The following is a 13,249-nucleotide window of genomic DNA, read 5'->3' as shown; positions in this document are numbered from 1 at the left end:
ACTCATTCTGGCAAGGATGAACACGTTTTAAAAATACAATAAACCGTAGGATACACTATGCAAACCATTTTACTTGTTCCCATTAGTCGCGGTATCGGTGTGACATCAGCGGCGCTCGGTCTGATTCGCGCTTTTGATTATAACGGTATCAAAGCCGGCTTTATGAAGCCGTTTTTGCAAGATGATACCTTTGATAAGCAGCATAGCTTGGACAGTACCAGCGCTTTGACCATGCATGCTTTTGGTCTCAACCCACCAAAATCGATCAGCCGTCAGCGCGTTGAGCGTATGCTGGGTGATGACAACCTAGACGACTTGATGGAAGAAGTGGTGGTCAATTATCATACGATTGGCGACAATCATGACGTGGTCATCTGTGAAGGTCTGGTGCCGACCACAGAAACCTCTTATGCTTCACAAATCAACCGCGCCATCGCACACGCACTCGATGCCAAAATCATCTTTGTCAGCACCGCCGACACCAAAAATCCGGCGCATTTGGCAGATAAAATCGATGTGCACGCGCGCGAATTCGGTGGTATCGTCAACGCCCGCACCCTTGGGGTGATTTTGATGCGCGTACACGACGTGCCAAATACCTTTGAGACGCAGCCCGTCGCACCAGGCGAGGCCATCGTCAGCTTAGATGACACCTTTATGCAAGAGGTGCAGCGCCTCTCCCCTACTTTTAACACCGATGCATTTCGCCTAATCGGGGTGGTGCCGTTTAGTGACTCGCTGTCTGTGCCCCGCACGTGGGATATCGCCACCGAGCTTGATGCCAAGTGGCTCAACGTCGGCGAAGCCAAATCGCGCCGCATCACCCGCATTAGCCTCACCGCGCGCTCGGTGTCACGTGTCGACGAGGTGTTTAAACGCGGCACCCTGATCGTCGTACCAGGCGATCGCGATGATTTGCTATTGGCCGCAGGCTTGGCCTGTATCAATGGTATTCCGCTGGCAGGGCTGGTATTGACAGGCGGCGTCGAGCCAAGCGCCACCGTCGCTGAGCTATGGCAGTCGGCGCTCAAAACGGGCATTCCGGTCATGAGTGTCGAATCCGACAGCTACGAGACGGTACAGAGCCTTGTGCATATGAGCTCTGAGATTCCAAGTGACGACACCGAGCGCGCTGATGAAGTGGCGCGTTATGTGGCCGCGCACCTAGACTTGAGCTGGATTAAGACTTATTTTAGCCAAAACCATGAGCCGCGCCTGTCGCCTTCTGCGTTTCGTCATCAAGTGGTCAAAAAGGCCCAACATGCCAAAAAACGTATCGTCCTACCAGAAGGCGCGGAACCACGTACAGTCGAAGCGGCCTGCATCTGTCAAAGCCGCGGTATCGCCAACTGTGTACTGCTCGCCAAGCGCGCCGATGTCGAGCAAGTGGCCAAAAACCGCGATCTGACCATTCCTGATGACCTTGAGATCATCGATCCCGATAGCCTTGATATGAGCAAATATATCGCTGCTGTCGTCGAGCGCCGCAAAGGCAAGACCAGCGCAGAGGTGGCCGCCGAATACCTAAAAGACACGGTCTATTTAGGGACGATCATGCTACAGCTAGATGAAGTCGACGGCTTGGTATCTGGTGCTATTCATACCACGGCAAACACCGTGCGTCCTGCCTTTCAGCTCATAAAAACCGCACCACAATACTCCTTAGTATCGTCGGTGTTCTTTATGCTGTTGCCTGAGCAAGTGGTGGTCTATGGTGACTGCGCCATCAACCCAGATCCAAATGCCGAAGAGCTCGCCGAGATTGCTATTCAGTCAGCGCAGTCGGCCGCCGCCTTTGGCATCGATCCAAAAGTTGCCATGATCAGCTACTCTACTGGCTCATCAGGGAGCGGCGCGGATGTAGAAAAAGTCACGCGTGCCACCCAAATCGTCCGCGAGCGGGCACCCGAGCTAAAAGTCGATGGCCCACTACAGTATGATGCTGCCTCTGTGATGAGTGTCGGCAAACAAAAAGCGCCCGACTCACCGGTCGCAGGTCAAGCCAATGTCTTTATCTTCCCAGACCTAAACACGGGCAACACCACTTATAAGGCCGTACAGCGTAGTGCCAATGTGGTCAGCGTCGGCCCCATGCTACAAGGCCTCAACAAGCCGGTAAATGACTTATCTCGCGGCGCACTGGTCGATGATATCATCTATACCATCGCCCTGACCGCCATCCAAGCCTATAGCGATTTGATTTAATTATCGCCTGGCTTACGTAGTACTGTCTTTTATTCTGTCTTTTATTTAACCGACTGTCATACTGATGGTCGGTTTTTTATTAGTGAAGTTTGAGCAAATATAGCGCGCTTTTCATGACATCTACTGCCACACGCTCACAATGATGCTATAGTTCATCTCACGTCTTTGAGCCACTACATTTTTATCCGCTTTTTATTCGCTTATCTATGTCAAATACTGCCCTGCAACCTGCGTACCCTGTACCTGCCATTCGTGCCTATCTTGGCGGCTCGTTTGACCCTGTCCATCGCGGGCATGTACAGATGGCGATGGCAGTCTATCAAAGCCTGCTACCACTCGCCCAAGCGCAGCAGCGCGCGCTTTATGTGTCGTTGTTGCCCAATGCCCGCTCACCCTTCAAGCGCCAAAGCAGCGACCCCAAGCATCGTTTGGCCATGCTAAAGCTGGCGATACAAGGCACGCCACTATACATAGATGAGCTTGAGATTTGGCAGCCGCCGCCTGTCTATACCATCGATAGCGTGCGCACTTTGCGCCAGCGTTATCCTGCCGACAGCTTGATATTTATCATGGGTATGGACAGCGCCCGCAGTTTGGATAAATGGCAAGATGGGCTACAGCTGACCGATTATGTACATCTGTGGGTCTTTTATCGCGATAGTATGTCAGTCCCTGATACGGATAACACCAGACTAGCGCTGCAATATTGGCTGCCCACACCTCTGCAGGCAGCAGTCACCGACTCGCCAGCGGCATTGACCCAGCCTATCTCTCAGCCTTCTTTTATTCAAACGCCTACAGACCCTACGATCGATCAGGCGGTCTTGAAAAACCCAGCGTCTGGCCGCATTTATATAGACATACGGCAAGTAGCAGCCATATCCAGCACGCAGATACGGCAAACGCTACAGCAGCAGCCCCGTGGTGATAGCGAATCGGTGCCTGATAGCGCGGCTGGCAACCATACCAAGCCAGTTATAGACGAGCAAATGACCGCAGCATCCGCTATCAATGCTATTATGAACCCGCCCGATCCACTCGCTAAATGGCTAAATCCTGCTGTTTATCATTATATTATCGCCCATCAGCTATATTCTGCGGCGCAATTCCGTTAAAATCGCCTTATCTTTGTTATTTTGCCACGCTCGCCTCTCTAGGACTTGACCGCTGATACGCTGACTGATGTTTTGGCAAATGGTTGGACTACTGGCTTGATAGCCACTTTGACATAATAGTCACTGGGATAATGTCGCCCTAGGCAGACGGATGCTTTAACATTTTATTTTATATATTTACGATTTAAGAGATGAAAATTTATGACCAATACCATGACTGACGACCGTTTAAAAGAATGCTTAGCCGTTGTAGAAAGCGCCCTCGATGACATGAAGGCAAAAAACGTCACCGTGATGAATGTAGAGAACCTAACCGATGTCATGGAGCGTATCGTCATCGCAAACGGTACCTCAAAGCGCCATGTCCGCGCGATGGCTGACAGCGTCGGAGCCGAGGTCAAGCAAGCGGGCTTTATGCCACTTGGCCGTGAAGGCGGTAACGACTCGGATTGGACCTTGATCGACTTAGGCGCTATCGTCGTGCATATGATGACCCCGCAAGCCCGCGAGTTCTATGATCTTGAAGGTCTATGGTCATCACCTGAAAGCCTAGCTGAGCTGGTCGCCACCCCGCGCGAAAAGAAAGCCGGTCGCCGCAATTAATCTACGGCCACCAGCTGTCTTTTCTACAGACGCATATATATCGACTTATATTAGCCGACTACCTTATATAGGCTAATGCAAGTGATACAAAAACATGTGATACAAAAAAGATCAGCGAACCCGTCTGGTCTTTTTTTTGGGGTTTGGTCAACAAGACTGCAACTGCGCCGCGTTTGCGCTACTATGATGTCACGATAAAACCTTTTTATCTCCAGATAATCATCCGCTAGGACACGCCATGAGTACTGCCATTGCCAACACCGCGACCCCCAACGCTCATACAGATTTTAATCACCCGTTACCGCTGCATATTGCGACCTTGATAGAGGTGCGCGCAGGCAAAGCCATGCCATTCGCCCGTCGACCTAAAAACAGATAGCAATACCAATCATAATGATTGAAAAAATAAATACGCAAAAGCCTTATACTAGGGCGTGCCCTCATTTGAAAAATAGAATAAAAATGAGGCAAATTGCCATCTGACAGCACTTGGCCAGATTTAACCATTTTTAACCCGTTTAGCTGACTACTTTAGACGACAGTCGATTGGATTGAGGCCACGCCTTAGATTACATTCTTAAGAGTACATCCTTATTGTAAAAGCAAAAACTTTCAAATAGGCCAAACATGGTAAAACCTTTCGCATGGGCCCTGTGCATGGCCCTGCCACTCAGCGGCTGCGTGGCAACATCGACGCCGCGCTATGTCATCGATAGCACCAGCTATCAAGCTACTGGCAAGAGCGAGCGTATCAAAACCATCGTCCTGCACTACACCGTCTCAGACAATGAGCGCTCGATAAAAACCCTGACCACCGGTCAAGTCAGCGCCCACTATCTGATCTTGGATACACGCGATGACAAGATTTATAGCTTGGTAGATGAGAGCGAGCGCGCTTGGCATGCAGGCGACAGCGGGTTTGCCGGTAGGACGATACTTAACGATACCTCCATCGGCATCGAGATTGTCAATGCAGGCATCAAGCCTGAATATCGCAATACTCTAAACAATGGCGCGCTCGACTATCATCCGTACGAGCACTATGTCGCATTTGATGAATTACAGATTAAAAAAGTCGCTGAGCTGGTGCAAGATATTGCCAAGCGCTATGACATCCCGCCGAAAAACATCGTCGGCCATGCTGATATAGCACCGTCCCGTAAAATCGACCCTGGTGCCAAGTTCCCTTGGCAGCATCTATATAAAGAGTACGGCGTTGGCGCTTGGTATGATGAATTTGATAAGCAGTTCTTTATGCATCCAGACACCTTTGCCGCAGCGACGATACCTGAGATTAAGCAAGCGTTTCGCGATTATGGTTATCAAATCAATAACAGTGACGAATGGGACAAAGCCAGCCGAGATGTAGTCTATGCCTTTCAGCTACATTTTCGCCCGCAGCGACCAACGGGCGAGATGGATTTGGAAACTTATGCTATCTTAAAGGCATTAAATAAAAAGTATGCTGGTCGTGATGACTTTTATTAAGTGATAAAAATGCTAGGAGACATAAACCATGACTAACTCACAATACGACGAACAAGACGAGCTACAGAAATACCTAGAAGAAAAAGCCAGACAAGAACAGGAGCAAGAAAAGCAAAAAGAACAAGAGCCTGAGCAGCTGTCGGCCTATGAGGCTTGTGTGCTAAGAGAAAGCGCTAGGATTCATGAGTTGATCGCTGAGGCTCAAAGAGATTCAGAGGATAATTAATTGAAATATCCTTTCTCCTTTGTTCATGTGTTTAAGGTAGAATTAAGTTCGTAGAATTTAGCACTACAATACTAATTGTACATAACGAGTAGGACTTACCATGAGCGCAGGGTTAATAAAGCATCTTAAAAGAAAAACCGAAGAAGATAGCAATACTAGAATATTGATGTCGCAATGGGAGTTTGATGAAAAGCTCGTCGGTAAGTCGCTTGAAAATGTGGGGAGTTATTATCCACACTTTAGTAGTCATAACGAATCGCACTCACAGCAAATACTCGTCAATATAGAACGTCTACTTGGTAACAACATTGAAAAGCTGACAGCAACAGACACATGGTTAATATTGGAAGCGGCATACTGGCATGACATCGGTATGTTATTTAATGCTGATGAAGTTCAAAAAGTCTTTGAGGAAGATGACTTCAAAGAATATGTCGAAAGCTTAGCTAATGACAATACACAAGACTTACATGAATTTGCCAAAGTATGGCACGAAGATGGCTGGAATAAAGCACTTGTTAATCATTCAGACCCACATACAGGCGTCGAAAAATACCGTCAAATGATTGCTGAGTGGTATCGCCGTGGTCATGCCAAAAACTCAAATTCAGTAGTCTTAGACCCCTTTGAAAAACTTGGTATTAGCTCTCCTCGTACTGAACTTCTCCCGAAACGTATCTATCGTTATCTTGGTCAGATATGCTGGGCGCATGGGCTTGGTTTTGACGATTATGTGATGAAAACATTACCTTTTCGACAAACGGGCATGGGTACAGAAAATTGCCACCCTCGTTTTGTCGCTTGCTTACTACGTTTAGGTGATTTATTTGATATTGATGACAACCGCTTTTGCCCAGTTATGGCAAGACAAGTCGGCAATATGCCTTCATTTAGCGGAACGCATAAACATAAGCATCAAGCGATTCGAGAATTTCAGCTAGATAATGAAACGGTAAGCGTAACAGCTATTTGTAGTACTGAGATGGCATATATTGAATGCCGTAACTGGTTTGATTGGATCCGTGAAGAGATTCAAAATCAAATGTCACAGTGGAAAAACATCGTGCCCAGTCGTGACTTCGGATTACTCCCAACTATCAATAAACTTGATGTTGAGATGACTGATAAAAAAATTCTACTCAATGACAAACCAATGAAGTTTTCGTTGGATGAGCGTAGTGCCATAGAGTTGCTGCAAGGCAATAACTTATATGAAGATAATATGAGCATCTATAGAGAGCTTATTCAAAATGCAATTGATGCAACTATGATTAGGGGTTGGTTAGAGCATGGTCATGATAATGCTGTGGAGCCTTTACCAAAAGATGCTAATCCCTATGATAGCGAAACTCGTGAGTTATTCAAAAAATACCCTATTACTTTAGATTGTAAGAAAATTTCAAAAGATGAAGAGTCAACCCTATGGGAGTTTAGTATTGAAGATAATGGAGTCGGTATATCTAAAAAAGACTTAGAATATATGCAAAAAATTGCTGGTTCTAAAAACAATAAGGAAAAACAAAAGATAGTCCGTGATATGCCAGAGTGGATGAGACCTTCTGGTGAATTTGGCATTGGTTTGCACAGTGCTTTTTTGTTAATGCAAGACCTACCCACCGACCAACAAAAAATAATAATTTATACCAAAAGTCGCTTAACTCATGAGAGCTTAAAAATTGAGTTGAATTCACCTTTGTCAGGTAGAGCTGGGTATTGCTTTATCGAGGTGATCGATGACCTAGGTAAGTATGGCACTAAAATAATAGTCTTAGAAAAATTTTCTATAACTGATAATCGAGACTATATAGATGAGTATTATATAGATGACTACCCTAAATTAATCGATTTAATTTTAGGTGGTAAGAGTTTAGGTGTGAATAGAGCGCTTAGAAGAATTATTGATATAAGTGATATAGTTACTAACCCCACATTAAACTTTGAAGTAAGTTCAAACACTGAAACTTTAGTGACCAAATATAGTTCTTTATTCAATAATAGCTTACATGATCAAAATTTTTATTGGGATAAGAACCTAGGTGTTGCACTTAAGTTGATATATGAGGATGAAAACGAATCTACAAATAATTATTATTTTAACGAATATATGGATCCTGAGAATATAGCTATCATGTACCGTGGTCAACTAGTGCATTCATCTGATATAAATTTTGAGCTTGGTGTATTGGAGAATTTAGAGATGAGGATATTAATAGATATATATAGTTCTCACTCTTCAAATATACTATCTCTTAATCGTGAAGAGGTTAATAACACAGATTATATTAATCAGTTACTAGAAGAATTCTTTGAGAGCTTAGTTGAAAAAATAGCTACTAACAACGAAATAGTTCTTAGGCTACTGAACAGTGACATCAATAAAACTTCTTTATTTCTAATGCTCACTGGACTACAAGTATCTCTAGATAATAATTGGAAAAAGTATCCTCTAAACGAACATTACAAATTTTCTGATGTACTTGATTCAATCGGCTTCACTACAGACAATTTAATAAAAAATGAGCCAATAGCTAATACTCTACAAGAAAATAATATTACTTATATTAACTCTGATCTATTAAGACTTACTTTGGGTAACGAGTATTTTGATAGAGTTCTTTTAGATAATGGATTTAGAAAATATAATGTTACGAATGATGGCTTAGGTATTTCTTCGCAATATAATTATATAAGTGGAATATATTATAAAGGTTCTTTGGAAAGCAAATATTTGACTGAAGAACCAATTATCAATATTGACAGCACGCTAAGATCATCTAGGCTTGTGAGTGATAATTATCTATTAGGCATTGATTATTTGCTAGACTCACCGAATTTTAGTATTAAAGATTATATGAACTCGGACTTATATCCTCTTGAATTTGTCCATAAATTCGATGTGGTAAATTTATCGTTTTTAAATAAAGAAACATTTCTGGCATTGAAAGATTTAAATTCCAACTCAAAACTTGAAGAATTGTTTGTATTTCCTTTTGTATACTTCGAAAATGGTGTAATTGAGATTCCAAATGATACTATCTGTAATATATATGAAAGTGAATCTATTTCTACGAATCAAAAAATTGGACACGTATATAATGCAATAAAAAAAGAAATTATTGATATAGCAAAAAACAAATACACTCTTTGGTATGAAGAGTATCAGCGCGGATTAAGTGTAACACCTATTGATTTAGGTAATTTAGACCAACTTCATGAACCAGCAGGTTAAATATGTAGAAGACTTATAATAGTTATTAGGAGGCGCATTTTAGCCCTGATTGCAGCGGATATACTTGGTTGGTCACTGGGCTGCGGAGGCGTGGCTAGAGGTGGTCGCTTGAATGTTGGAACGCCTCTAGCCTTAGCCACCGCTCCAGTGAACGACTAAGATAGTAGCGAAAAGCAGGATTAGCTCCCAATAGAACCAAACCCCAAACACAAAAAAGGTGAGCCAAAGCCCACCTTTCTTATGATCTAAACTAATTCAAATTATCTTAACGCAACCAAGCCCGCGCATTACGGAACATACGCATCCACGCGCCGTCCTCATCCCACGCTTCTGGTTTCCAGCTGTGGTTGTAGGCTTTTAGGTTACGCTCAGGGTGCGGCATCATGATGGTGACGCGGCCGTCGGTGCTACATAGACCCGTGACCCCACCGAGCGAGCCATTTGGATTGAGCGGATACGTCTCGGTCGGATGACCTTGACTATCGACATAACGCATCGCCAGCTGACCGTGCTTCGCCATACCGTCGATTTCGGTGTTGTCCAGGGTGGCATAGCCTTCACCATGCGCCACAGCGATTGGCAAGATGCTGTCTTGCATGCCTTTAAACAGGATGGACTTGGTGCGCTCAACTTTGACGTTGACCGTACGTGCTTCAAATCGCGCTGATTTATTGGCGATAAAGCGTGGGAAGTTTTCTGCGCCTGGGATCAAATCTTTCAATTGCGCCATCATCTGACAACCGTTACAGACGCCTAAACTAAAGGTATCCGGACGGGCAAAGAAGCGTACAAACTGCATGCGCAATTCGTCATGGAACAAGATAGAGTTCGCCCAGCCTGAGCCTGCGCCGAGCACGTCACCATAACTAAAGCCGCCACAAGCAACCAAACCGTCGAAGTCACGTAGATTGATACGGCCTTCTAGTAAGTCGCTCATGTGCACGTCGACCGCTTCAAAGCCAGCTTGGGTAAAGCCTGCTGCCATCTCGGTCTGACCATTGACGCCTTGCTCGCGCAGGATAGCGACTCTCGGTTTAGTGTCGCGGCTATTTAAGTACGGTTCTTCAACCTTTTGATTGAGATTAAAGTTTGGTGCAGCGATCAGGCCTTGATGGCTGGCATCAGAGATTAAGTCATACTCTTGCTGGACGCACGCTGGGTTGTCACGGCGACGGGCGATTTGGTAGCTGACTTGGCTCCACTCTTGTTGCAGCTCAGCACGGCTAAAGCGTAGGGTATCGTCACCCATGAGCGTTGGGGTTTGAATGATAAGGCTATCTTCTTCAGTGCTTTGACCGACAAGGCTAAGCATATCACCGACGTTATATTGCTCCGCTAGCTCCATCAAAGCTGCGACGTTTTCTGGTAACACTTGAATGACTGCGCCCAGCTCTTCACTGAACAGTTGACCGAGTAGATTGTCATCAGCCAATGACAACTTGATACCTTGACGGCTGGTGAACTGCATCTCTGCAATCGTCGCCAGCAAGCCACCATCACCGATATCATGATAAGCACTGATAACGCCTTGCGCGTTACCCGCTTGGATAAAGTTAAAGAAGTCGATCAAGTCGCTTGGCTTTTCAAGGTCAGGACATTCGTTGCCCAATTGGCTTGCCGTTTGCGCAAGGATTGAACCGCCCAGACGCAATTTGCCTTTAGATAAGTCAATACGGTAAAACGCACTGTCGCCGTTGATCAGCTCAGGGGTGAGGGTTTTTGCCACGTCAGCGACCGGTGCAAAGGCCGTCACGACCAAACTCATTGGTGACACGACTGATTTGTCTTGGTTTTCACCTTCATCGTTATCCGTCCAGTTAGCACGCATCGATAGCGAGTCTTTACCGACTGGAATAGCGATACCGAGTGCCGGGCACAGCTCTTCACCAACTGCGTGAACGGCGTCAAACAATGCCGCGTCTTCTGCGTCGTCACCGCAAGCGGCCATCCAGTTCGCCGACATGGTGATATCGGATAGCTGAGCGATACGGGCACCTGCGATATTGGTAATGGCTTCACCAACCGCCAGACGCGCAGAGGCTTTTGGATTGATAAGGGCGACAGGCGTACGCTCGCCGACACTCATCGCCTCACCAGTCATCGGCTGACCATCTAGCGCCACCAGACCTGATGCTGTCACCGCGCAGTCAGCGACGGGCACTTGATAGCGGCCCACATACTGATCACGTACCACCATACCGGTGATCGAGCGGTCACCAATGCTGATAAGAAAAGACTTGCTCGCGACAGTTGGATGACGTAGCACATCTTTGATGGATTCGGTTAGATTGACATCAGCCAAGTTCAGCGCGGACAACTCAGTCTCTTGACGCTCAAAGCTGCGCTGCATCTTTGGCGTACCACCGAGCAATACTTGCATCGGCATATCAACCGGCTGCTCATCCAATAGCTCATCATCAACGATAAGCTGACGCACTTCAGTCGCTTCGCCTAAGATAGCATACGGGCAGCGCTCACGAGCACAGATCGCATCGAATTGCTCCTTACTCTCTGGGCGAATCGCGAGGACATAACGCTCCTGCGCCTCATTTGACCAGATAGCCATTGGCGACATGCCTGCTTCTAGCGACGGGATTTTACGTAGGTTTAAATGCGCGCCCATGTCATGGTCATCGACCAGCTCTGGCATGGCATTTGACAGGCCGCCTGCCCCAACATCATGGATAGAGACGATTGGGTTGCCGTCTTTACTGGCATTACTAGCGTCAATATCGTTCCCCGCTAAGGCCCAGCAGCGATCGATGACTTCTTGACAACGGCGTTCCATCTCGGCGTTATCACGCTGCACTGAAGCAAAATCTAGACCTTCATCCAACTCACCGCTATCGACTGACGATGCTGCTCCGCCGCCCAGACCGATTTGCATCGCAGGACCACCAAGGACGATAAGCAGGTCGCCTTCACGAATGGCATTTTTTTCGATAAGGTTGCGTTTGATATTGCCATAACCACCGGCCAGCATGATGGGCTTATGATAGCCGCGCATCTCGCTGCCGTCTTTTGCCGCTGAGGTATCAAGCTGAAAACTGCGGAAATAGCCGCATAGGTTGGGACGACCAAACTCATTGGAGAAGTTGGCCGAGCCTAATGGCGCTTCGGTCATAATCTCAAGGCTAGTCGCCATACGATCTGGCGTACCGTAGTCTTGCGTGCTTAATTGACCAGACTGCTCCCACTCCTCAGGCATCTCAGGGATATGCAAGTGCGATACATGGAAGCCTGTCAGACCGGCTTTTGGCTTACCGCCGCGGCCTGTTGCGCCTTCATCACGAATCTCACCGCCTGCGCCCGTTGCCGCACCAGCATAAGGGGCAATCGCCGTTGGGTGGTTGTGGGTTTCGACTTTCATTAAGATGTCGATGGCTTCTTGATGGAAAGCATACGGATGGGTTGAATTGGCGTCTATCGCATCGGTTGGCACCGGATAATAACGCAGCCCCTCTGCCCCTGCCATTACTGCCGCATTGTCTTTGTAAGCAGACAAGATGCCTTGTGGGTTTGATTGATAGGTGTTTTTGATCATCTGAAACAATGACTTTGGCTGCACCTCGCCATCTATCGTCCACTCGGCATTGAAGATCTTGTGACGGCAATGCTCAGAGTTGGCCTGCGCAAACATCATCAGCTCGACGTCGGTCGGATTACGCTGCAGCTCATTGACATAGGCATTCATCAAGTAATCAATGTCTTCGCTCGACAACGCAAAACCAAACTGAGTATTGGCCGACTCAAGCGCACTGCGTCCTTCACTCATCACGTCGATACGATTGAGCGCCGCTGGTGGTTCGTCATCAAACAACTTGCTCACGTCGTTTAAGTCATAAACCAAGCTCTGGGTCATACGGTCAAATAACAACTGCTCAGCATTTACTGGCAGTTTTTCGCCTGCTTTACCATCGACCGTGAGGGTATAAACAATGACACGTTCGACGCGATTGATTTTAATCTCACAGTTATTAAAAATATCGGTCGCTTTACTTGCCCATGGCGAGATCGTCCCAAAACGTGGCCCGACGATCACTTGTATCTGATTGGCTTCTGGGGCGACAAGCTCAGTGCCCGCTGTGACGCCCAGCAAGTCCCGCGCTTTTTGCGCTTCTTCATCAACAAGCTTTCGTGATAGCACATACACTTGCTGAGTATGGATCTGGCTGACATTTAGTTCGGTCTTTTGCTGAAACTGACTGATGAGTTGCTGCGTCTGAAAATCGGTAAGAAACGGTTGTCCGGCGATGGTCATCATAAAGGCATAATCCGTAAGAAAGGCATCTCTGCCATGCAAAGTAAATGGTCTGCGTATTATAACAAGAAGCCCCATAATAAGCAGGCCAAAACCAGGATAAATTGCCAAAGTGACGGCTT

Annotated in this window: 8 protein-coding genes; 7 read left to right on the top strand and 1 reads right to left on the bottom strand. The window is 46.5% G+C overall.

The features are described 5' to 3' along the window. The first annotated feature begins 57 nt into the window (after positions 1-57). From pta to R0I52_RS02320, 7 genes are all read left to right on the top strand, one after another. Positions 58-2,205, top strand: a complete 2,148-nt coding sequence (pta, locus tag R0I52_RS02350; protein ID WP_207969698.1) for a phosphate acetyltransferase — start codon at positions 58-60, stop codon at positions 2,203-2,205. Positions 2,206-2,411: 206 nt separating this feature from the next. Further along, positions 2,412-3,320 (top strand): nicotinate-nicotinamide nucleotide adenylyltransferase, encoded by a 909-nt coding sequence (locus R0I52_RS02345; protein WP_317052993.1) that lies wholly within the window; start codon positions 2,412-2,414, stop codon positions 3,318-3,320. Positions 3,321-3,521: 201 nt separating this feature from the next. Next, positions 3,522-3,923: a ribosome silencing factor gene (rsfS, locus tag R0I52_RS02340; protein WP_317052992.1), complete on the top strand. Its 402-nt coding sequence runs from the start codon at positions 3,522-3,524 to the stop codon at positions 3,921-3,923. A 238-nt stretch (positions 3,924-4,161) separates the two neighbouring features. After that, the gene (locus R0I52_RS02335) at positions 4,162-4,302 is read left to right on the top strand and encodes a hypothetical protein (protein ID WP_317052991.1); all 141 of its coding nucleotides are present in this window, start codon (positions 4,162-4,164) and stop codon (positions 4,300-4,302) included. Between the two features lie 278 nt (positions 4,303-4,580). Then, positions 4,581-5,411 carry an N-acetylmuramoyl-L-alanine amidase gene (locus R0I52_RS02330; RefSeq protein ID WP_317052990.1) on the top strand — a complete coding sequence of 277 codons (831 nt, stop codon included), beginning with the start codon at positions 4,581-4,583 and terminating at the stop codon, positions 5,409-5,411. Positions 5,412-5,439: 28 nt separating this feature from the next. Continuing rightward, positions 5,440-5,637 carry a hypothetical protein gene (locus R0I52_RS02325; RefSeq protein WP_317052989.1) on the top strand — a complete coding sequence of 66 codons (198 nt, stop codon included), beginning with the start codon at positions 5,440-5,442 and terminating at the stop codon, positions 5,635-5,637. Positions 5,638-5,737: 100 nt separating this feature from the next. Next, positions 5,738-8,866: an ATP-binding protein gene (locus tag R0I52_RS02320; protein ID WP_317052988.1), complete on the top strand. Its 3,129-nt coding sequence runs from the start codon at positions 5,738-5,740 to the stop codon at positions 8,864-8,866. Between the two features lie 265 nt (positions 8,867-9,131). On the opposite strand, the gene purL is transcribed toward R0I52_RS02320, so the two are convergent. Beyond that, on the bottom strand, positions 9,132-13,130 hold the full coding sequence (purL, locus tag R0I52_RS02315) for a phosphoribosylformylglycinamidine synthase (protein WP_317052987.1): 3,999 nt from the start codon (positions 13,128-13,130) through the stop codon (positions 9,132-9,134). Positions 13,131-13,249: the final 119 nt, after the last annotated feature.

Origin of the sequence: Psychrobacter sp. CAM01, assembly GCF_032842965.1 — a bacterium.
GTDB lineage: Bacteria > Pseudomonadota > Gammaproteobacteria > Pseudomonadales > Moraxellaceae > Psychrobacter > Psychrobacter celer.
This window is presented reverse-complemented; position numbering and strand designations above follow the sequence as displayed.

Excerpts from the sequence above, each read along its gene's own strand:
- pta (WP_207969698.1), top strand. The coding sequence starts at position 58 with ATGCAAACCATTTTACTTGTTCCCATTAGTCGCGGTATCGGTGTGACA.
- R0I52_RS02345 (WP_317052993.1), top strand. The coding sequence starts at position 2,412 with ATGTCAAATACTGCCCTGCAACCTGCGTACCCTGTACCTGCCATTCGT.
- rsfS (WP_317052992.1), top strand. The coding sequence starts at position 3,522 with ATGACCAATACCATGACTGACGACCGTTTAAAAGAATGCTTAGCCGTT.
- R0I52_RS02335 (WP_317052991.1), top strand. The coding sequence starts at position 4,162 with ATGAGTACTGCCATTGCCAACACCGCGACCCCCAACGCTCATACAGAT.
- R0I52_RS02330 (WP_317052990.1), top strand. The coding sequence starts at position 4,581 with ATGGCCCTGCCACTCAGCGGCTGCGTGGCAACATCGACGCCGCGCTAT.
- R0I52_RS02325 (WP_317052989.1), top strand. The coding sequence starts at position 5,440 with ATGACTAACTCACAATACGACGAACAAGACGAGCTACAGAAATACCTA.
- R0I52_RS02320 (WP_317052988.1), top strand. The coding sequence starts at position 5,738 with ATGAGCGCAGGGTTAATAAAGCATCTTAAAAGAAAAACCGAAGAAGAT.
- purL (WP_317052987.1), bottom strand. The coding sequence starts at position 13,130 with ATGATGACCATCGCCGGACAACCGTTTCTTACCGATTTTCAGACGCAG.